14 protein-coding genes and 1 other RNA gene are annotated in these 21,281 nt (G+C 40.9%); 5 read left to right on the forward strand and 10 right to left on the reverse strand.

Annotation, left to right across the window (positions count from 1 at the left end; all coding sequences use genetic code 11):
* Window positions 1-2: 2 nt before the first annotated feature.
* Window positions 3-3,296, forward strand: a complete 3,294-nt coding sequence (locus LKM37_08980) for an FAD-dependent oxidoreductase (protein ID MCI1721116.1) — start codon at window positions 3-5, stop codon at window positions 3,294-3,296.
* A gap of 103 nt (window positions 3,297-3,399) precedes the next feature.
* Here the strand turns inward: LKM37_08980 and LKM37_08985 are convergent, their stop codons facing one another.
* Genes LKM37_08985 through LKM37_08995 form a run of 3 tightly spaced genes read right to left on the reverse strand, consistent with a single transcriptional unit; the run spans window position 3,400 to window position 7,574 of the window.
* Window positions 3,400-5,274: a M6 family metalloprotease domain-containing protein gene (locus tag LKM37_08985; GenBank protein ID MCI1721117.1), complete on the reverse strand. Its 1,875-nt coding sequence runs from the start codon at window positions 5,272-5,274 to the stop codon at window positions 3,400-3,402.
* A 5-nt stretch (window positions 5,275-5,279) separates the two neighbouring features.
* Complete coding sequence (locus LKM37_08990; protein MCI1721118.1) at window positions 5,280-6,221, reverse strand: hypothetical protein; 942 nt, start codon at window positions 6,219-6,221, stop codon at window positions 5,280-5,282.
* A 33-nt stretch (window positions 6,222-6,254) separates the two neighbouring features.
* Window positions 6,255-7,574, reverse strand: coding sequence for a UDP-glucose/GDP-mannose dehydrogenase family protein (locus tag LKM37_08995; GenBank protein ID MCI1721119.1), 1,320 nt, complete (start codon window positions 7,572-7,574; stop codon window positions 6,255-6,257).
* 180 nt (window positions 7,575-7,754) lie between these two features.
* Here LKM37_08995 and ssrA point away from each other — a divergent pair.
* The 3 genes from ssrA to LKM37_09010 all read left to right on the forward strand — a co-directional run bounded on the left by ssrA (window position 7,755) and on the right by LKM37_09010 (window position 11,291).
* Window positions 7,755-8,154, forward strand: a transfer-messenger RNA (tmRNA) gene (gene ssrA / locus LKM37_09000).
* A 71-nt stretch (window positions 8,155-8,225) separates the two neighbouring features.
* Window positions 8,226-10,307 carry a S41 family peptidase gene (locus LKM37_09005; protein MCI1721120.1) on the forward strand — a complete coding sequence of 694 codons (2,082 nt, stop codon included), beginning with the start codon at window positions 8,226-8,228 and terminating at the stop codon, window positions 10,305-10,307.
* A gap of 78 nt (window positions 10,308-10,385) precedes the next feature.
* A complete protein-coding gene (locus tag LKM37_09010; GenBank protein MCI1721121.1) occupies window positions 10,386-11,291 on the forward strand; it encodes a YitT family protein in 906 nt (301 codons plus the stop codon).
* A 21-nt stretch (window positions 11,292-11,312) separates the two neighbouring features.
* Here the strand turns inward: LKM37_09010 and LKM37_09015 are convergent, their stop codons facing one another.
* The 6 genes from LKM37_09015 to lnt form a co-directional block, all read right to left on the reverse strand.
* A complete protein-coding gene (locus LKM37_09015; protein ID MCI1721122.1) occupies window positions 11,313-13,349 on the reverse strand; it encodes a transglutaminase family protein in 2,037 nt (678 codons plus the stop codon).
* Window positions 13,241-14,011, reverse strand: a complete 771-nt coding sequence (locus tag LKM37_09020) for a transglutaminase-like domain-containing protein (protein ID MCI1721123.1) — start codon at window positions 14,009-14,011, stop codon at window positions 13,241-13,243. Before LKM37_09020 ends, LKM37_09015 begins: the two co-directional genes overlap by 109 nt.
* 54 nt (window positions 14,012-14,065) lie before the next feature.
* Window positions 14,066-15,136, reverse strand: a complete 1,071-nt coding sequence (locus LKM37_09025; GenBank protein MCI1721124.1) for a type II asparaginase — start codon at window positions 15,134-15,136, stop codon at window positions 14,066-14,068.
* 18 nt (window positions 15,137-15,154) lie between these two features.
* A complete protein-coding gene (locus LKM37_09030) occupies window positions 15,155-16,324 on the reverse strand; it encodes a glycosyl hydrolase family 18 protein (protein MCI1721125.1) in 1,170 nt (389 codons plus the stop codon).
* 62 nt (window positions 16,325-16,386) lie between these two features.
* Window positions 16,387-17,328 (reverse strand): NAD(P)H-hydrate dehydratase, encoded by a 942-nt coding sequence (locus tag LKM37_09035; protein MCI1721126.1) that lies wholly within the window; start codon window positions 17,326-17,328, stop codon window positions 16,387-16,389.
* 96 nt (window positions 17,329-17,424) lie between these two features.
* A complete protein-coding gene (lnt, locus tag LKM37_09040; protein ID MCI1721127.1) occupies window positions 17,425-19,077 on the reverse strand; it encodes an apolipoprotein N-acyltransferase in 1,653 nt (550 codons plus the stop codon).
* Window positions 19,078-19,223: 146 nt separating this feature from the next.
* On the opposite strand from lnt, the gene LKM37_09045 reads away from it, so the two are divergent.
* A complete protein-coding gene (locus tag LKM37_09045; protein MCI1721128.1) occupies window positions 19,224-19,868 on the forward strand; it encodes a LysE family transporter in 645 nt (214 codons plus the stop codon).
* Here LKM37_09045 and LKM37_09050 read toward each other — a convergent pair.
* Entirely contained in the window at window positions 19,865-21,271 is a 1,407-nt protein-coding gene (locus LKM37_09050) for a UbiD family decarboxylase (protein ID MCI1721129.1), read from the reverse strand. The genes LKM37_09045 and LKM37_09050 overlap by 4 nt on opposite strands.
* Window positions 21,272-21,281 lie beyond the last annotated feature (10 nt).

Raw genomic sequence — 21,281 nt, forward strand, 5'->3', positions numbered from 1 at the left:
TCATGTACAAAATAACAACACACCCGATTTTGGAAATTCCAAAGGAGGAGCTCGTCGAATTTTTATTTGAAGGGCATAAAGTGAAGGGAATTAAGGGGCATACCATTGCCGCAGCCCTTCATCAAGCCGGTTATCCGGTTCATAATCACAGCCTTAAAGAGAGAAATAGAACATTGGAGTGCGGCATTGGAAAGTGCGGCGCCTGCGAGATGCTTGTAGATGGGCACGTACGCAGAATTTGCATCACAAAAGTTGACGGTGTTAAAAAAGTTGAGAGACTTGGAGACGCAAACTCAAAGCCTGAAAACGGAAACATGTTCAAGCTTGCGCAAAGTGATGACAAGATTGCTGCAAAGCAGAAAAAAATATACAAAACTACTGTCGCGATAATTGGCGCGGGCCCTGCAGGTCTGGCAGTTAGAGAGCAGCTGAATAAAGCCGGAGTTGATAATTTGGTGATTGACAATAATGCAAAGATTGGCGGTCAGTTTAAGATGCAGACTCACCAGTTCTTCTTCTTTGAGAAGGAGAAGAAATTTGGAGGAATGAGAGGATTTGACATTGCAAAAACACTGGCCGGAGATTCAGCAGACGGAATAATTCTAAACTCTGTAGTATGGGATATTCTGCAAGGCAAGAGACTTGCGATAAAGAACATAGAAACGCAAGAGGTATTTTACGTAGATGCTGACCAGCTGGTTGTTGCAGCGGGAGCCCTTCCATTTATGCCGGCATTTAAAAATGATGACCTTCCTGGTGTTTATACCGCAGCGGTAGTTCAAAAGATGATGAATACGGAGTTCACATTGCTAGGTAAGAACATCCTTACGGTCGGCGCAGGAAATATTGGATATCTAACATCATATCAGGCTGTTCAGGCCGGAGCGCATGTCAAGGCTATAGTAGAAGGAATGGACCATGAAGGCGGTTTCCCGGTTCAGGCAAACAGGGTCCGCAGATTGGGAATTCCTATTATGACATCCCGCGTTATTTTGGAGGCAATACCTAACAAAGACATGACCGGAATTACCGGAGCTATCATAGCAGAATGTAAGAACTTTAAGCCTATCGCAGGGACAGAAAAGAGGATTGACGGAATAGATTGTATAAATATTTGTACAGGTTTGCTGCCTGACAACCAGCTTCTTAGGAAAGGCAATGAAGTATTCGGTCGCGCTTGCAGAGGTGTAGGAGACGCCGTAAGAATTGGAGAAGGAACTTCTGCAGTTTTAAGAGGAAAGCAGTGCGCTTATGAGATTATGCAAGACCTTGGGACAAGATTTAACTATGACGAATATCTTGCCGTGTCAAAGGAATATATTGATTCTCAGCAGCATCCTGTACGCGTATTGGATGAGCCCAACAAGCCTTCCGCAAAGAGAATGGCAGAAAAAGGATTTGTTGTTGCAGATTGTCTTTACGGTTTTGCTTGTAACCCTTGCTCTTTCTCATGCAAACAGGGAGCCATTACAAAGAGCTCAACATCAGCTGTTCCCGTAATTAATTATGACAAGTGCATCGGCTGCATGGAGTGCGTAACTCAGTGTCCGGGTCTTGCAATATTTGGATATCGTCTTGCAAAGAAACAACTATTCCTGCCTGTTGAATTTGATGTCAAAGAGGGAAGCAAAGTATTTCTTGTAGACGACAACGGAAAGAAAGTTGGTGAAGGAACTTTGGACAAAATCATTAAAAAGCCAAACAAGACCAATATGGCAACGGTCACTGCCACAGCTATTTATGGCAAGGATGGCAAAATCTGTCGGGATGCAAAAGATGAAGATTTGCTAAGAGCAAGAGGATTTATTGTTAAGGAGAATTATCCTGAACAATTAAAGTTAACCCCTGCAAAGTCCGATAATGCAGATACTTACGTTTGCTTCTGCGAGGATGTAAAATTGAAAGACCTGCTGGAAACTTTGAAAGGGCGCAAGAGTATTACCGCAAGAGAGCTTAAGCACATCACCAGAATTGGAATGGGAGTTTGCCGCGGAAGCAGATGCCTGCCTAGAGCAAAGCAAGTTCTAAAAGGCTATGGCATAGAGGTTACCGGAGAGTTTACTCCAAGAGGACCTATGGCAAATCTTGTGGAAATTGGAAATCTATGCAATGTAAAGAAGGATGATATTGTCATCACGACAGATAAATTTACCGCAGCAAAACCTATCAAAGTTGGAGCTTTTGTAGCTGGCGGAGGAATGGCCGGAACGGCAACATTCAGATACCTTGCAGAGGCAGGATTTAAGCCGGTGCTGATTAACAAGGAAACCGGCAGCTCATGGAGATGCATCGGCGGAGGACGTCCTGCATTCTCAGTTCCTGCGCTTGCAGATATTGCAAATGGCAATCTTCAAATTTTCAGAGAGTTGCAGAAAAAAGGCAATATAGATTTAAAGATGACCAGATATATAAGTTTTGCCCATGATGAGAAAACTTATAAAGACCTTGATGCATCGCGCGCATGGTCAAAGGCGTACATGGTTGAGAAAAAAGATTTCCAGAAAGAGATTTCAGAATACTTCAATCCAAATCTGAACATCTACACACATGCCTTAATATCAGAGGATTGCTGGCAGGCAACCCCGGGACGCACAATAGACCTTGTGAGACAAATTGGTATCAAGAAAGGCGGCGTTGTATATGAAGATACTGAGCTTGTGGAAGTTAGAAAAGTCGGAGGCATGTACCATATTTTGGTTAAGATGCCTGACGGAAAATATCAGAAGTATGAGAGTGAAATTTTTGTAAACTCATTAGGGCCTGGCGCAGAAAAATTCGCAAGACAGCTTGGAATTGAGACGCACCTATACCCTGTTAGACACCAGGCATTTATCACAAAGAGACTGCCTCTTATCGGAAAAGACGGAGACTCTTTGGATATGCTTATTGACAGAAGAAATTACAAAGGTTTCTCCGCTGTTTACGGACAGCAATTTGCACATACCGGCCAGATAATCGGCTGCGCATCACCTGAGAACAATGCCACTGAAGGAGGAAAGAATCTTAAGGTTAATACTCAGGAATTCATTGAGATTGTCTCTGAAGTATTTACAGATTGGATTCCGAAGCTTAAGGGAATGAGCGTCCAGGCAACATGGTGCGGTTATTACACAGAGCCACGCTATATCATTGATCCTCAGCTTGGTTTGTTTGTTGGAATGAGAGGACACGGCTTTATGTTATCTCAGTACATTGGCAAACTTTATGTTGATGCGCTTCAGGGCAAGAAGGTGCCTGACTATTTCAAACGCCTGGGAATCAACGGAGACGGGCTTGCAGAGAATGCATTTGCATAGTAGTCGCCGACAGATGAAAATGTAGATACCACACATAAAATTAAAAAAGTCCGATCAAAATTGACCGGACTTTTTTAATATTAATTATCTGTCGCGACAAAAATTATTTTGCCGTAATTTCCTGAATAAGAGTCTCCTTGCTGCCATTGGCAAAAGTCAATTCAGCTTTAACCACATGATTTCCGGAAGTTAAAGTAATTGCATCTCCCGCATTCTTTGATGCTCCGTCAAAATACCACGCAACAGAAGAAGGAGTATTGCTGCAAGGCATTAATGCCAATGTAAACGCTTCCCCTGCGCTGTATGATTTCTTTGGATCTGCAATTGCATTGTAACCTTTCAAAGCAAGATTAGTTACAGCTCCCACGCTTAAAGTGAAAGTAATATTGGAACCCGTCTCTGCAATTGATGTTAAATTATATCCGGTTGCATTACCTGCCCAATCCTTTGCAGCAGGAGAAGTAGCAGATGTAAATGAAGTGATACCTTCCGTACCAGGGAAAGGCATTTTGCCCATGCTGCTTATACTGCTAATTGTCAGCTGTGATTCCGGAATAGCTTCTACAAGGTCACAGCATTGGTGAGAAGGGTAAGCATTGATAGTATTTGAGTTCCAGCGGCTAGCCGCAGTAACCGTTCCTACAATATTGCTTGATTGGTCAACATGATAGATTAGCATGCCATGACCATAAAGATACGTATCCCACCCTGTCTTTTGTCTGTTCTCATATACATAATATTCTCCGTTTGTTTTTGTGGCAGAAGTATAAGCTTTATTATTTTGAACAGGCTCAAGGGTGTAATCTCCTGACGTCGTTAGCTGTGTAAAACTCATCCAGCCAAGCATATTGCGCTCAATTGCCGTAAGGCAAGGAGGCGTATTGCCGTTATTCAGATAATTTCCGGAAGACATCAGTGAAAAATACTGCAAGCCAAATGCCTGGCCGCCTGAATTTGCATAGTCAACATCGTAAAAATCAGGCAATCCAAGTACGTGTCCGAATTCGTGGGAGAAAGTCCCTATTCCGGCGATTGTAGCACCTGAAGCACCTTTAAACTCAGAACCGCAAGCATAGTGGCTAACTGTAACGCCATCAAGAGTTACGGCATATGTACCCAAACTCCAAGAGTGAGGCCAAATAGTATTATCTCCGCCGCCCTCTGCCTCATTATATCCTGCATAGTAACAGTATACATTATCTACATAGCCATCACCATCATTATCATATTGAGAAAAATCAACTGAACTGTCCAATAAATTACAAGCCTCAGCTACCATCTGTCTTGCACGCAAATCATTTCCATCAGAATCGTTGCCTCCATAATAAGCTTGTGTATTTGTTAATGTGACAGGTCCGGCAACATCAAACGTTGGAACAAATTGCGAATTGGAGTTGTCCTTATAATAATCTTTCACTGAGCCAGTTGCGCCATTATAAGAATAGCCGCTCTGATTAAGCAAATTAGAGAATGTAGACTGAGGATTTGAAACAGTAAATGATACATCGCTGTACTGCACCAATATTACCAAAAACTTTTTGCTCCCCTGAGATATTGACTTTGCAGGCTGGCCGCTAGCCACCCTTTGAAGATTCTCAGCCGCCATCTTCATATTGCTGTTTGATGCATAATTTTCTTGCCTCATTCTCAGCGCTCTTTGAACAGCCGCAGCAGGAGGAGTGACGGATGAGCTTCCGGTAAATGAAGCGGCGCCGGCCTTTGTAGAACCTATTGAGATTTTGCCGTCGGCAGTGAAAGTCGCATTATGATAAAACCCGTCTCCGCCTTTAGCAACAAGCTTTCCTCCGCATGTTGTCCAGTGCAGAAATTCATCTCCGTGCACTTGTATTGTTATTGTAGAACCATCTGGTTGTCTCACAGTTATAGGGAAAGGATAAGCCGGTATTGCACGTGAAACACCAGGCATGCAGCACATTATAAGTGCAAATGCAAATATTGAAATTAAAATCTTTTTCATCGCAATTACTTTTTAATAATAAACCCTATATTATTGGCATCATTATACAACCAAACATTTCCATTCTCATTCTTTAAAACTTGAACTGAATATGTACTTGTATTTCCAGTAGTCAAATAATTTTGAGTAACAGTCAAATCAAAAGTTGCAGCGTTAGATAAATCCAAAGGAATGCCGTCAAAGCAGCAGAATGTGTCATTAAAAACGTTCTGCAATCTGAAAGAGTAAACAGACCCGGAAATTGTTTCTGCGTACTGATCAGAGAATTGAGTATACTGTATGCTTGCAACTGCTGTATTACTACTGTAAACACCTGCAAGAGACTGCTTTAAGAAAGGAACTGTCTCCTGCATAATGTCAAGGGTATCAGCAAGCGTAGAATTTTTATCCTTGCAAATTATATAAGCTGTTCTGTCAGCTCCCGACAGATTTTTATCAATTACCAAAGACTTCTTGGTTGTTGTAACAGCCTTTGAATCAGAAAATCTCAACCAGCTAGGAGTGTTAAGGATGCTTAAATCATAATCCACATTGGACATTAGCGTAACTGTGTAAGTGCCTCCAATATAATCCAATGCAGTGGAGCCGGAAAGCTGTATCAAATCCTTTTGAGATTGAGTTATCTTAACAGTATCGTTGATTCCTGCGCCGACATAAACAATTTTACCAGTTCTGCTGCCTTCCGTAAGACCTGCTGCGATATGGAACACCTCCGTAGTTGATGTAGAAGATGTTGACGTAGTCTTAGTAATCCATGACCCGCCCTCTACAACTGATGACACATAACTTACATTCGCACTCACATTTATAGAGATATCTGTTGCTGCGGAAGATACCGTGACAGTAGCAGGGGACACCGTCAAGTATTTCTTTTCGCCCGATTTGCCGCATGATGCCAAGAGAATTACCCCGGCAATACATGTGCAAAGAGTTAAAATTTTTTTCATAATCTTTTCCCCGTTATTTATTAATTAATTTATTTATTTTCTACCAATTGCATAATAATCAAAACCTGCGGCACGCATCTCTTCAGGAACAAAGATATCCCTTCCGTCAACTACAATTTTACCTTTCATCAGCTTCTTAACTTTGTCCAAATTAGGCAGTCTGAACTCTTTCCATTCTGTCACAAGAGCCAATGCATCAGCACCTTTTACCGCATCAAACATATTGTCGCAATACGTTACAATATCTTTCAGATAAACTCTTTTGCTCTCAGGCATTGCTATAGGGTCATAGACCTTAACCTTAGCGCCGGCCTTAACCAGCAGATTAGCAGTCACTATAGAAGGAGCCTCTCTCATATCATCGGTCTCCGGCTTAAATGCCAATCCCCACATTGCTATGGTTTTCCCCTTCAATTTGTTCTTAAATGCCTTCTGCAATTTTTGGAAAACAATCTTCTTCTGCTCTGCATTAACATCTTCAACTGCCTGAATTACTTGCATTTTATAGCCATTCTCCGCTCCTGTTCTTATCAAAGCCTTAACATCTTTTGGAAAACATGAACCACCGTAACCGCAGCCCGGGAATAAAAACTTGTTCCCTATCCTGGTATCAGAAGCCATTCCCGCTCTAACATTCTCTACGTCAGCTCCTGTAATCTCGCATAGCCTTGCAATCTCGTTCATAAAACTGATTCTTGTTGCAAGCATGGAGTTTGCGGCGTATTTGGTCATTTCCGCGGACATAATATCCATCCATATAATTCTATAATTGGAGAGCTGGAAAGGCCTGTAAATCTTCTCCATAATCTTGCGCGCCTTAAGAGACTCGACCCCTACAACTACTCTATCGGGAGACATAAAATCCTTAATTGCAGCCCCTTCCTTCAAAAATTCAGGGTTAGAAGCAACGTCAAAAGGTATATTTGCTTTTCTTTTCTTAAGCTCTTTTTCAACTGCCGCCCTGACCTTTATAGAGGTCCCGACAGGCACTGTACTCTTTGTAATAAGGAGCGTGTATTTTTTAATATACTTGCCAAATGTAGAAGCAACATCCAGAACATAATGTAAATCAGCGCTTCCATCCTCTCCAGGAGGCGTCCCTACTGCAATAAAAACGGCATCCTGGTCTGCAATACAGTCAGGCAATGACGTTGTAAAATGCAAACGGCCGTCTGCAACGTTCTTCTTAACAAGAGCTTCCAAACCGGGCTCATAAATTGGGACTATGCCATTATTTAGCCCGTCAATCTTCTTTTTATCAATATCAATGCACGTTACGTTAATGCCCATCTCTGAGAAACAAGTTCCAGAAACAAGTCCAACATATCCGGTTCCAACTATTCCAATATTCATATCAAATGGGTAAAATTGTTCATTTTGCGGCAAATACCGCCTTCATTATTTGACAAATTTAATAAATAAAGCTCAATTTTAAGAATTTCAGATAAGAATTATTATAAACTACGAAAAAATGCAGACTACGCAACAAATCTTTGGAGTTGGCATCTTCTTTCTATATTTGTACAACCAATTGGGGGTGTTCTGGTTTTGACATCAGATTAATTGGACAGCAAGCGTGCCGAGCGTTGGGAGCGTAGCTCGTAAATATCCAACTTTCAGCCATTAACTGGCGAAAACAATTTAAGACTTGCTGCGTAATTAGGCCAAGCTTAATTACCTTAATCGCATCCGTCTAGGACGGAAGCGACAAGTATCCCGCGGCGCTTTTTTTTCTCTATGCCGCCGCATATGGGGTATCATTAAAGAGAGATGCCGGAGCGGACTCCTTTAAAACTCCCTAAGACTTAAAGGATAAGATGCAGATGGCCTGTCTGGAAGCAGTTTGCATACGAAAATCAAATCCGGACTGCGCACGGAGAAAACCGCCTGATGGTTTGGTTGGACAGCGGTTCGACTCCGCTCACCTCCACAAAAAAAGCTCAGCTAATGCTGGGCTTTTTTTGTGGAATAAAATATCGTACTTTGTATAAAACAATAAACAACATGAAAAAGATTATTTATCTGCTTTTCACAATTACCCTTATTGCGCCAACTGGTTCCGCCGCTTTTTCACAAACAAATAAAAAGCCTGCAGCTACAAAATCTGTCGCGACAAAAGGCACTACTCATGTCATTGAAACGGGATACATGTGGCCTGTAAAAGGAAAAACGGCAGGTGAAGGAATTGTATGCAAGCCGCAGGGATATATTGAGAAGGAATTCAACTTTGACAATTTATTTATTACCGCTCCTGAAGGAAGCACGCTAGTATCCCCCACAGACGGAACAATATCCAACATATCAATAGATTATCTTAGCAGCCTGCAGTATTCGACGAGCTACCATTATGATTCATCAAAATCCTTTGATGAAAACATCAGTGCTGCAAAAAAGGAGTGCGAATCAGATAAATCTAATAAAATAAAAACTAAATATTTGAGCGTTTGCATTGGGATAAAGACTGCAAAAGCAAAAGTATATATTCATGGCCTGTCCGGAGACTACAAATTTAAAACGGGTCAGAAAATAGCTAAGGGAGAAGAGATTGGAAAGATGGCTTATTGTTACAACAAAATTGATCAGCCGGCTATTTGCCTAACCATCAGCGTTAACGGTGTTTCATCAGACCCTATGACTCCATTTGGCCTTAAGACAACTTTTGTGTATCCAAAAGAGCAGAAGCCAATTACTTCTTTGACAAAAGTTCAGGCAAAAGAGGATTTTAATATTTTAATTGATTGTATCAAAGAGGAGTACCCAAGTCTGTATGACGTTATTACTCCCGAGGAATTTGACAAATTCATACAAAAAACTAATTACCAGCTTGATACATTTAAAAAAGATGTTCCGTTCGCAGCAGTCAGTTCTATAGTCAACAATACTATTAGGCTTGTACATGATTCCCATATTTGGCGCTTGAGCAATGACAGCCGGAAAAATGTAACACTACAACCTCAAATTTGGGTTGGTATATTTAATGACGGCATGTATTGCACTATGACGACAAAAGCATATGAAAAATATTTTGGAAAGAAAATTAGATCCGTTAACGGATACTCAAATTTAGATACAATCCGCTCCATAATTACAAGAAGTCTGGATTTGTATGATGCTAAAGTTCAGAGTGTTCCAAACTTTTCAATGGCCACAACCGGATTTGGCCAGCTAATTGATCCTAAAGATTATAAGATGGATGTAACTTTTGCAGACGGGGAGAAAATAAGTGCTCCGGGGATTGATATCAGAAAGATAAAAGGCTCACCTTTTATGCAGATGGGAAAATGGATGAAATTCATGCAAATAAATTACTATCCTAAGGCAAACTACACATTAAAAGAGATGAATGACTCTACTGTATATATTGGTTTAAACAGCTTTGAACTATCTGAAACAGAAACAGGTGAAGTTTGCAGTTTTATAAAGAAATGCGAGGATAAAAAAATAAGGAATCTGATTTTTGACGTTAGAAACAACGGCGGAGGAAATGCGGATGTACTCATGAAAATATTTGGATGTTTTATATCAATGCCTTTGAAATTAGATGGTTATGATATGATGAACAAAATAAATTTTGAGACATTTAAGTACTCTATGAATCGCGCCTCCGACAGTACGAGGAATATCAGCAGCGAGTTTGCCGACTTTAAACCCCGTCCTGGCAAGAGCGGCGTATATTCCACATCCAGCGACACAGATAAAGACGGACTTGTTACTCCCGACAGTTTAATACACTATTCAGGAAGACTATATGTACTTGCAAATGAACACTCTGTATCTGCTGCAACATTATTTGCAGCCCTAACTGCAAAAAGCAAAAGAGGAGTTGTAATTGGTCGGGAAACAGCATCGGCATATCACTACATGACTGCAATGAAATTTTCTCAAATTCTTCTTCCAAACTCAAAAATAGGGATAAACCTGCCATTGGTCAAGACAGTATTTGACACGGAGATTTCTGACAGATTTCCTTATGGCAGAGGAGTTTTACCTGATTATGAGGTACCTCTGACATTTGATAATTTCATAGGCAATGAGGCGGATGCAATTCTTGACCGCGCCATGCAATTAATTCAAACCGTAAAGTAAAATTCTTTACTCATAGCCACAGGTCTGTGCCTGATGTTTTAATTTTATATCTTTGCGGCACTCAAAAACCACATAGATATGTCATTTGTTACAAAGGAAAAGTTATTTTCCAAAGACTTTTTTATTACCTACGGACTGCTTGTAGGAGGATGTTTTGTATTTGCTCTTGGAGCCGTGCTTCTTGTTGAGCCATACGGTTTTGCACCGGGAGGAACATACGGACTTGCAATGGTATTCCACCACCTTTGGGGATGGAGAACAGAGACAACCGCATTATGCATGGACATTCCCCTATTGATAATTGGCATTTTAGTCATAGGCAAAAAGTTTGGCATAAAGACTATGCTCTGCACTTTTCTTATCCCGCTGTTTATGTGGATATTGCACAACACTCACGGTTACGATTCCCTTATTGAGCCGGGGATATCTGACATGAATCTCTTTAAAAACCAGCTGCTTGCAGCCATATTCGGCGGTATAATTTACGGCATTGGTCTGGGCATGGTATTCAAATCCCGCGCAACCTCCGGTGGTTCAGACATTATCTCAATGATTGTAAACAAGTATTTTCATATCTCTATGGGAACTGCTGTGGTTATTGTTGACGGTATTATTACTCTATCCACAGTAATTGCATTTGGAGACTGGAAGCTCCCAATGTACTCATGGATAATCATTTTCATAGAGAGCAAAATCATTGACCTTATAATTGAAGGTTCATCCGTCAAGACAATGATGATTGTATCAGAAAAGCTAGACCCCATTAAAGAAGTTATTATCAATGACTTGGGAAGAGGAGCGACTCTGATACCCGCCATCGGAATGTATAAGGGAGAGCAAAGACATATCATCTACACAACCATGACAAGGCGTGAGATGGTAACGCTCCGCTATAAAATTGCAGAGATAGACCCGCGCGCATTTATCAATGTGATAGAATCTTCCGAGATTCTGGGAGAGGGATTCAAAGACATAAAAGAGTAGTCAGCAAAGCAACTTCAGCAGCTATTCAGAGGCTAGCTGAGCTGCAACCTTAAGGATTTCCTCTTGTGAAGAAATCTTGTAACCCTGGCTTAGATAAACAATTGTACCGTCCGGCTTAAGCAAAACCAGTATTGGATAATTGCCTAGGAATTTGGCATTTGCAGCGCCAATTAGTGTACTCCCGACAGACTTTCCTTTAATTGTTTTTTCTGCTTGGGTACTCTCATTATCCGCATTAATAAAAATCATTTTTATCCCCGCCCTTGCAAATTCCTCCTTGGATTTTGCATAGTCAACAATCAAATGTCGGCTTGGTTCTTTGCCATCTATAACGGCAACTGCAACAGGTTTATTATTGCTTATAGAGTCCTTAATACCAATAGTTTGCATATCTACAACGCCCAAAGATTTTACCTCCTCTTTGACTTTTGGCATTGTAACAATCACAGTTGTTACAGAAGTTTTAGAAGCAGTCCTAATGGAATTCTTTGCCGATTTTTTGGCACCTTTTTTTAGAACAGCAGGATTAAGGGTAAAATACTTCTCGCTCACTTGCACCGCGCCGTTGCTGTTTCTGCTCCCGGCAACAATCCTGTAATATCCGGCGGAAAGCATCAATGTATCAGGGAAATTTTGAAAATGCGGATCATATTCATAATCAAGAGTTTTAAACGCTCCATCCACAAGCTTTTGAATTGTAAACTGAGAATAATATTCCGGCTTAATTGAATTATTTTTGTCATTTTCAACTACGAGGGTACAATTATTTTGCTCTGATGCATGTGTTATATCTCCTTTTTCTGAGCTCTTTCTATTCCTCCCAGCCATCTTGTTTAAAGATGCAATACCCGTTATATCAGCATATTGCCATGACGCTCCAGGATTATTTCTGTATTGCGCTTTTCCGGTAGCCCACTCATATCTTGCCTCAATTCCAAAACTTCTGCATGTAGCCACAAACAATATCTCCAATGATTTCATATCCCCCTCTTTGATTTTGAGAACTCCCTCCGGCGAGATTGGCACACCGTAATAATTATCTGAATCATTGAGCTTTATATTTTTATTAATCCATGCAGCAATGTTCCGGGGATTGGATGAAAACAGAGTTTTTTGCCCCGCAAAATAATTCTGCAAATAACTTCTCCATGAGGTAATTTTTTCCAATTGAATACGCGGATTTAAAATATATTCCGATATTTTCTCTTTAGATTCGTCAGCATTTGCCGCCCTCAGATGATCCAGAAAAACATCAGCCGGCACATCCCGCAAATCCTTCTCATAAACCATTCTCAAAACATCCACACCTGCGGTGCCTCCCAGATAAATAACTCTCTGAATTTCTTTATAATTTCCACATGATTTCTTTAAGATATCCCATATATAACCGTCATATTCAACAACTTCCGGATGTCCGGCAGAATGCCTTGGATCATGCTCGTTGCTTCTTAGACCTTGGTTAAAATTCTTTATGGTCTTTTGTATAAAAGCTGAATCAGGAAAAGTTTTAACGTACGCATTTCTCAAAGAATCCTCATAAGCAAGCCGCTTATTATTCTCTTTTTCCAGCTCAGAATCAATTATATCTATCGGCAGCTCTTTTGGAGGGGTAAGCAGCATAGATGAGGAATTCTCCTTTTTATTAATTTTTTTAATCTCGACAGTTACCAGCGTGTCAGCTGCAAAGGCCTGTTTTTGAGCATATTTATCACCTTTAGCTGCCCATATTACCAAATCTCCATAGCCTGTAGTAAGTGAAGCATATCCGTTGCCATCTGTCTTTATTTTTGCAAGAGGGTAATACTCCGCATAATTATAAAGCCCAAAACTTACTTCAGCATTTTTTACCGGTCTCATTTCACTCCATGTGCGACTATCCAGATGAATGCGCGATTGCTCTACAACCTTAATTCTCAATTTTTTAACCGGAGCATAATTAGAAAGCAGATTTATCTTAGAGTATAAAGGATGAGTAAAATTAGTCTCTTCTTTTCCATCATATTTCCAAAAACGGTAGTATGAACCATCATAGCTCTTTTGGCAGGAGCAGTAAACCATGCCATATTCAACTTTGGCTCCGGCTCGCAAGCTCCTAAGTAGTACCACTTTCCGTCAATCCAAACTTCTACCCACGCATGATTGTCATCAGTATGAGCCCATCGCGGAGTATAACACTGTCTTGCGGGAATACATGCCGCCCTTAGCGCTGTTACTGCAAAAGTACTCTCCTCCCCGCAACGTCCCCAGGAAGTTTTCATGGAGGCAAGAGGAGATGATGTTCTGCCATCGGATGCTCTATAGTTCATATGTTCATGACACCAGTGATTAACCTCCAGAGCAGCCTCGTACATGGACAAAGGTCTGCCCTCTTCTTTTTCTATTTTTGCAAAACGCTCACGCAATGCCTTGAACATCACCACTCTTGCACTATCAAGATTTTCATTGTTCACTCTATATACAAGGACAAAATGTTTAAATATTTCCTCCGGAATTTGAGCTCCCCATCTAAAAGTATTGCGCGCCTCCACGGCTGTCTTTACCTGCATTTTGAAAAAAGATGTATCATAGTCCGCCCTATCGCTCAATGGCATATAATCATACAAAAATTTCAAATAATCTTTCTCACCGCTATTTTTCCGGGGCTCAGATTTATACGCAGATTGAGCAAATGAAAAAGAGACAAATAAAATTGCGCAAGCAAGTAAAAACGATTTTTTCATAACTAAAATATTTAACCGGATCAATAGTAATTAAAGAAGAGAATATCTATTTTGCTACTGAGCAAATAGCTTCTGAACATCCTTTGGCTTAGAGGTTTGCGTAAGTGCAAGCATAAGCAGAATTCTTGCCGCCTGAGGAGAATGATTATAGCAAACAGGAACTTTCTCTGAATACTCCTCCGCATTTTCATCAACCCCTCCCTTGGATATTCTGGAACTTCTTACAACAACTATCCCTTTGGAAACAGCATTGTCTATCTCTGCAGCAATAGCTCTGTCATAATTTCCGTGCCCAACCCCGGCAATTACAATACCCGCTGCTTTTGAGGCAATTACAGCCCTAATGGGTTCAGCGGAAGCAAATGCGTAAGAGGTAATTATTTCCACCTTTGGCAAAGTTTTAAGCTCCTTAATATCAAACACAGGTTGGTAATTAAACTTATCAGCGGCAAAGCCGGAAACGACATTCCTAACATATTTTGGAGCTCCGTTCCTCACATAGCCAATAGGTCCGTAAACAGATTCAAAAGCATCAACTGCAACCGTATTGCCTTTATAAACATCTGCAGCGGAGAATATTGTTGCATTCATTAAAATCATGGCACCCTTCCCTTTTGAATCGGGACTTGCTGCCGTTGCAACGGCATTATAAAGATTCATTGGTCCGTCAGCGCTCAAAGAGGTGGAAGGACGCATAGAACCCGTTATCACTATGGGGTATGAATGATTTAAGGTAAGATACAGAAAATAAGCAGTTTCCTCCATTGTATCTGTTCCATGCGTTATCACAACTCCATCTGCAAGATTCTTGGAAAAGAGATAATCTATGGTCTGCCTTATGGTAAGCCAAACATCTTCCGTCATGTTTTGGCTTGCAATATTTGTAAGCTGAATGGTATTTATTTCTGCAAGATTCTCTATTCCGGGAACGCTTGCAACTATTTGCTTAACAGACAACTGTGCTGGCTGATACGCATCATTTACAGAACTGCTGGCCGCACCCGCAATGGTACCTCCCGTAGCAATAATTGTAATCCTTGGCTTTGCATAAGCAGTAACACCGCATACCAAGAGAAGTAATATCAGATTTACTTTTATGAGCGAGGAAATAAATATCTTTTTCATACGACCTTTTTAAAATTTCTATCTCATTGTAGCATTCCACATTGCCTTCTGCAAAGTATTACTTGCATCATCCTGGCTAATCTCCCAGCAAAACATTCCGCTCAGCCCAAGACCAAGCATCCATGAACCCTTTCTGAAAATACTTTTGGTATTGTCGTAACTATATGTAACAGATTTAGTTGTTGCATCCGGAATATATGGCACGCTGGCAATGCTGCTCCATACTGCTGAAGATTTACTTAAGTTTTTATATGACACAGCAGCGCTTGTTCCGGAAAAGGCCTTTCTTGCGTAGAAAGGAATTCCAAGATGCAGCTTGCTCATTGTAGCCCCGGCATTTTTATATGCATTTACCGTTCTAACGCAATCCCAATAAGAGCCGGCATCCTGCAATGCATTATGGTAGCTTGGTGCAGAATCAAAATCATAGGTCATGACGTTTACAAAATCCACATACGGCATAACAGCAGCTATATCCATAAACTCATATCCGCCGGTAACTTTAACTTTATCCTTTACATAACCAGCATAAGACAAAAGATAATTAGTCCCGAGCGTTTCTCTTAATTGCTTCATTAACAGGGTAAAATTGTCCGTATCAACGGCCTTGTCGGCAGATGCTCCCCATGCAAGTCCTGGAAATTCCCAGTCAATATCAATTCCGTCAATCCCCCATTTCTTTATAAATGCAAGGCAGTCCTCTGCAAATTGTTTGCGATATGCTGCATTTGCGGAGATAGCGGAAAATCCGCCGTCTTTTTTATTATCAGAATTTGCAACTCCGTTAGTAAATGAGATAAATATCTTAATCGCAGGATTCTGTTTCTTTAAATCTACAACACTTTGGAATCTGGACTCACCACCTTGCAGCTTAAAGCCGTTGTAAACATTAGAAGAGACATAAACCTCTGCAAACGCGTAGTTTATATAGGTTACATAGTTAGGATTAGGGAGTCCGCTGCCATAATAAGTACAATAGGTTCCTACCTCTCTCCCTGCAACTTTTGACTGCATTTGAGTAACTAAGGTGTCAACTGAGACAGTAGTGGTTGGGGTCGTAGGGGTTGTTGGTTTTGTTGGTTCCGGAGTAACTTCCCCTTTGGAACATCCGGCAAATAAGAAGATTGCAGCAGAAGCCGCAAGCACTGCCATGATTTTGGAATTCAAAATTCCTGTTTTGCGTAACATAGTCTATAGTTTAGCCGGCCATAATTATGGCCGGCTCAAAATTACACAAAAAAACATCTCAATCAGCAGGCCGCCATCTTTTCAATGGCTTTGTGTATATTATCCACTATATCAGAGGCAATTAATGAGCTTTGCCCTACGGAATCCCTTGCAAAATCTCCCGCATTGGCATGTATGAAAACTCCCATTTTTGCCGCCTCCGCATATCCGGTTTTACCATACCAATCCATATTGCATTTTTGCGCCATTACGCCGCAAATAATTCCGGTCAAAACATCACCGGCACCAGCCGTAGCCATTCCGGGGTTTCCCTTTATATTAAAAAATAATTCTCCCGATGGTGTAGAAATAGCTGTAACACCGCCCTTTAGGACAACAACAACACCGGTGCGCGCAGAGAACTTCTGCATAAATTTCACCTTGGCACTATAATTTTCAAACACGCCAAACATTCTCTCAAACTCCTTAGGATGAGGAGTTAATATGCTGTTTGGAGAGAGCAGCTTCTCAAAACCAGGAATTCCTGCAAGGATATTTAAAGCATCTGCATCCAGCACCATTGGCCGCGGTTCTTTAAGAGATGCATTGGCTTTCAATAAATTAACCAAAGCTTTTTTTGTTGCGCTTTCTGTACCTATGCCGGGACCTATGGCAACACAGGAATATCTGTCGAGATTATTAATATTAGATGAAAAATAATTTTCATCATCATCAACTTCCGCCATTGCCTCCGGAAAAGAGCTCTGCACAATACTATATATTTTACCGGGAACGTGAACGGTTAAAAGGCCGCAACCTGTTTTCATGCAGGCTCTTGCAGAAAGTATGCAAGCTCCCGCCTTACCATAGCTGCCGGCAATAATCAGGGCATGTCCAAAATCTCCTTTGTGCGCAAACTGATATCTTGGGAGGAAGAAATCGGCAGGCAAAGAGTCCTTTCTTAAGAGGTCAAAAGATTCTACGTTGTCCAGCTGTCCAAAAAAATTAAAATAAATTTCTTCCATGTTAATTAGTTTTATAATAGATTTTGAGTTAGTGTATAAAAAAATAACCGGCTGATTTCTAGCAGATCAGCCGGCCTAATATTTTTGTCCGCAATTTTAAAGGACTCCCTTTATTATGGTCTTTTTTGTGATCTGCCTAACAATGCCTGAGAGCAAAAGGAGGAAGAATGCAAACAATGAAACTCTTCCAATAATATCCCCGTACTTTACAAATATCGTAATATCATTGTTAAGATTTACATTGCCTACCAAATAGCACCTCTTCCACCAGCCGGTGCTGGATACAATATCTCCTCTTTGATTGATAAATGCTGAAACTCCCGTATTAGCGCAACGTGCTATATCTCTGCGTGTTTCTATTGCGCGCAAGCGTGCGTAACTCAAATGCTGTCTATATCCGAAAGTGTTCCCCCACCACCCGTCATTTGTAATAATAGTCATCATCTGAGCCCCTTTGTTGATGTACTCTCTAAAGTAATCTCCAAAAACTGACTCATAGCATATTGCCGTGCCAAGCATCACATCATCATTTGTGCAAAATATATTTCTCTCCTTATCTGAACCAAAGCTCCCTATTGAACCGCCCAAATCTATTCCAAGAGATTTGAATACGCTCTTGCCTTTTATAACAGGCACAGACTCAGCCAGTATCACAAGCTTAGATTTATGATAAAAATCTTTCTGGTCACCGCGCGGACCAACAAAAACAGCAGTATTAAAGTTGTCATACCATGTTGCGCCGCCTGCAATAGGTCTTGCGGTTGGAGTAGGAGGCGTACTTAAATCAAACGAGCCCGAATATAAATCTCCAGGTATCGCGTTTTTAACGGAGGGCATGTAAAAGTGCTGTGTCACAGCGCCAAAAATAAAATTGACATTGTGAGACATTGCAAAAATTCTGAATGTATTATAAGTGATACAATCTTCCGGAGAAGCCTCTCTCAGGCAATCAAAAGGTCCGCTCGGAGTATAAAAAGTTTCAGGAGCCAGCATCAGGAACGTCTTGTCTGACACCGCTTTATCTGCAAGTCCAAATAAAATATCATTTTGCTGGCTTTGACTCATTCCGCTGAACTTGTCATTATAAGGGTCAATGTTAGGCTGCAATATGGCAACCTCTTTTGTAATGTTTTCACCCCTCTTCTCTTTGTAGGAAGAATAGCGGATTTGGGAATAAACTATCGGGACCAAAATAATTATCGCGACAGATATTGCGGAGGCCGTAATCTTCTGTTTTGCAGAGATAAGCAGCAGCACTCTAAATAGCAAAATATTCACAAGCAATATCCAGAAGGAGCCGCCGACGGTTCCCAGAAGCGAATACCACTGGATTGATTTTACGGAGGTTGCAAAGGCATTGCCTAGAGTTAGCCACGGCCAGCTGATTTGCCAAGTGTAATATGCATGCTCCCATCCAACCCACAAAAACATAAAAAACAGATACGGAAGCACGCCGGATGTTAATTTTCTAAACCAGCGGAACAGCCTGAAAATGATAGCCATCTGCAGTGCGTTCAAAGTTACGGCAGCAATTGCGCCGGGCAACGTTGCAAGATATATCCAGTATGTTGTTATGATATTCCAAATAAGGAAAGTGCAGTAATAGATAATCCAAAAATTTTTCTTGCCGTTTTCCGTCGCCAAATACTCTGCGGCAAACAAAGGAAGAAAAGCCACCAAGGCAACCATTCCTACGTGCGGGATGATATAGGGTATTGAGAGCAGCAGCGCTGATGCAAATCCCAGCATCCACAATTTGAGATTAAAATGCGGCGGTCTTACAGACTCGTTTTTTAAATCCTTTTCGATTTTATGATTTTTGCTCTCTTGCATTCTTTGAGTTTATTGTATTATATTTGCGCGACTGCAAATATACAAAACTGGGGAATATGCTGATGATTTTCATAAAGGGGCTTATTGTAGGGCTGGGAGCCTCTATTCCGCTGGGACCGCTTGGGGTTTTGTGCATACAAAAGACTTTAAGCAGAGGGCGCGCATCAGGATTTTTCACAGGTCTGGGAGCCTCTGTATCAGATACTTTCTACTCCACTATTTCTTTACTTGGTCTTGTATTTATAGAGGATTTAATAGATAGCCACAAGGCAGCAGTTTTAATGGTTGGAGGAGTTGTAATATTGCTTATCGGTCTTAAAATTTACGTAACAAATCCGGTAAAGCAGATTAGGCAAAAAAATAAGAAGAGCAAACACGTAGAGGATTTCATAGAGGCTTTGGCAATGACCATTACAAATCCGGGCTCTATATTTTTGATTCTTGCAATGTTCACAGCCGTAAGATTCAACATTGCAGATTCCGCAGTTGAGCCAAGAATGGTAATATTGACCGTTCTTTGGGGAATCTTCACAGGCTCAGCACTTTGGTGGTTCACATTAAGCACAACTGTAAGCACCTTCAGAAAAAAATTCCGCTTAAGGCAGCTTATTATGCTCAACAAAATTTCAGGCGTTATCATTGCGGCGATTGGCGCCATCTCTTTTTGCGAGGGTGTCTTCCAGTTAATCGTACTAAAGAAATTCTAGATTTTCTCTGTGTTGATAACCAGCGTAGAAGTAACACCTTCACCCACAAACTCCGTATCTTTTATTACATCCGTCTTTGCAGTAGCACGCAAAAGTGAAGAGTCCTTCTCTTTATCATCAACGACAATAACAATCGCACTGTTTTTTGGAATATTTTCTCCGCGGCTTACGTAAGAAATTAGATTGCTCTTGCAAGAAACTTTTGACAAGTCAGTCTCTGCATTATCAAACGGCAATGCATTTACGGCACCCATTGCATCTATGCACATCTTGCCTCCAAATCCTTTCTGAGGGGCAGACGTATCTCTCTCATCTATAAGCCCTCTGGTAAAATAAGTGTTTGCTTTTGGAATGTAATTTTCCAGTATTTGCTTCTTAACTTCCTCTGCGTTGCGAATGTTTAATTTCTTTCCAAAAGTCTCCGGATATTCCCTCACAATCACAAAAACCTTATTAAGCTTAAACATAGAAGACCCCCACAGGGCGTGTGCAATTCTTAATGCTTTTCCTTGATAATTAGCTCCCGACAGTTTCACTATTACAACATCTTTGCACAGTCCCCCATCGGCGAATGCGATATCCTCAATTTCAGGATATACCATAATTCTCAAGATACTAAGAATTATCTGTTCAATACATCTGTTTTTATTTATTTCAAGCTCTTTTAGCTCGCTGTCGGCATCAGGAGAAGTTTTGTCAAAAATCTTTGGAACCTCTGCTTCTTTCTTATTTGTAATTCCGGTAATATGCATTAACGGATACAGGGCACCGCTCTTTTTGAATTCATTTCTGTCAATATAACCTCCTAATACAAAGTCACTTTCTGCCGGGACAGAAAGATCCTCCGTAAGACAATTGGCCATTTCAATTCCCTTATTTTTTAAAAATCCCGCTACAAACCACGGAGAAATTCCAATAGGAAAATTAATGCTTCCCACAAGATCGCATAGCGTATCTCCAATAGAAACAGCCATATTAAACTGGCTGTCAATTGATTCATAAAATGCATCTCTTATGCGGGAATATGCTGGCCAATGTATTTCCACCGTATCTGTTCCCACAAAATTCAGCGGCAGCATCTCTACCAGGTCATTTTGTTCCTCCTGCTCACTGCCCCTGTTTGTTTTAAGTGGTGTCTTCGCAGTCACGATGGCGCTTGTAATCCCCTTAAATGCAGAAACATCCAGCTTTGCCTGGATGACTTCCTGACAGCGCGGATACCCCTTAGACACTACAGGGAACCACTCTGAAAACTGTTTTACCACCGGAAGAATTTTCATCCTCTCAATAGCATTCGCACGCGGCATGAATACCTCATCCAAAAACTCTTGCAGTCTTTTTGACGATTCGCTAAAATCATCTATTCCAATAAGCTGAGCAAATTCCTTTAAACTACTTTCCATTAATATTTAT

Source organism: Bacteroidales bacterium, from assembly GCA_022647615.1.
Lineage (GTDB): Bacteria > Bacteroidota > Bacteroidia > Bacteroidales > UBA932 > Egerieousia.

Bases quoted from the DNA above. Each gene is read 5' to 3' on its own strand.
- LKM37_08980 (MCI1721116.1), top strand. From the start codon at position 3: ATGTACAAAATAACAACACACCCGATTTTGGAAATTCCAAAGGAGGAG.
- LKM37_08985 (MCI1721117.1), bottom strand. From the start codon at position 5,274: ATGAAAAAGATTTTAATTTCAATATTTGCATTTGCACTTATAATGTGC.
- LKM37_08990 (MCI1721118.1), bottom strand. From the start codon at position 6,221: ATGAAAAAAATTTTAACTCTTTGCACATGTATTGCCGGGGTAATTCTC.
- LKM37_08995 (MCI1721119.1), bottom strand. From the start codon at position 7,574: ATGAATATTGGAATAGTTGGAACCGGATATGTTGGACTTGTTTCTGGA.
- LKM37_09005 (MCI1721120.1), top strand. From the start codon at position 8,226: ATGAAAAAGATTATTTATCTGCTTTTCACAATTACCCTTATTGCGCCA.
- LKM37_09010 (MCI1721121.1), top strand. From the start codon at position 10,386: ATGTCATTTGTTACAAAGGAAAAGTTATTTTCCAAAGACTTTTTTATT.
- LKM37_09015 (MCI1721122.1), bottom strand. From the start codon at position 13,349: ATGGTTTACTGCTCCTGCCAAAAGAGCTATGATGGTTCATACTACCGT.
- LKM37_09020 (MCI1721123.1), bottom strand. From the start codon at position 14,011: ATGAAAAAATCGTTTTTACTTGCTTGCGCAATTTTATTTGTCTCTTTT.
- LKM37_09025 (MCI1721124.1), bottom strand. From the start codon at position 15,136: ATGAAAAAGATATTTATTTCCTCGCTCATAAAAGTAAATCTGATATTA.
- LKM37_09030 (MCI1721125.1), bottom strand. From the start codon at position 16,324: ATGTTACGCAAAACAGGAATTTTGAATTCCAAAATCATGGCAGTGCTT.
- LKM37_09035 (MCI1721126.1), bottom strand. From the start codon at position 17,328: ATGGAAGAAATTTATTTTAATTTTTTTGGACAGCTGGACAACGTAGAA.
- lnt (MCI1721127.1), bottom strand. From the start codon at position 19,077: ATGCTGGGATTTGCATCAGCGCTGCTGCTCTCAATACCCTATATCATC.
- LKM37_09045 (MCI1721128.1), top strand. From the start codon at position 19,224: ATGATTTTCATAAAGGGGCTTATTGTAGGGCTGGGAGCCTCTATTCCG.
- LKM37_09050 (MCI1721129.1), bottom strand. From the start codon at position 21,271: ATGGAAAGTAGTTTAAAGGAATTTGCTCAGCTTATTGGAATAGATGAT.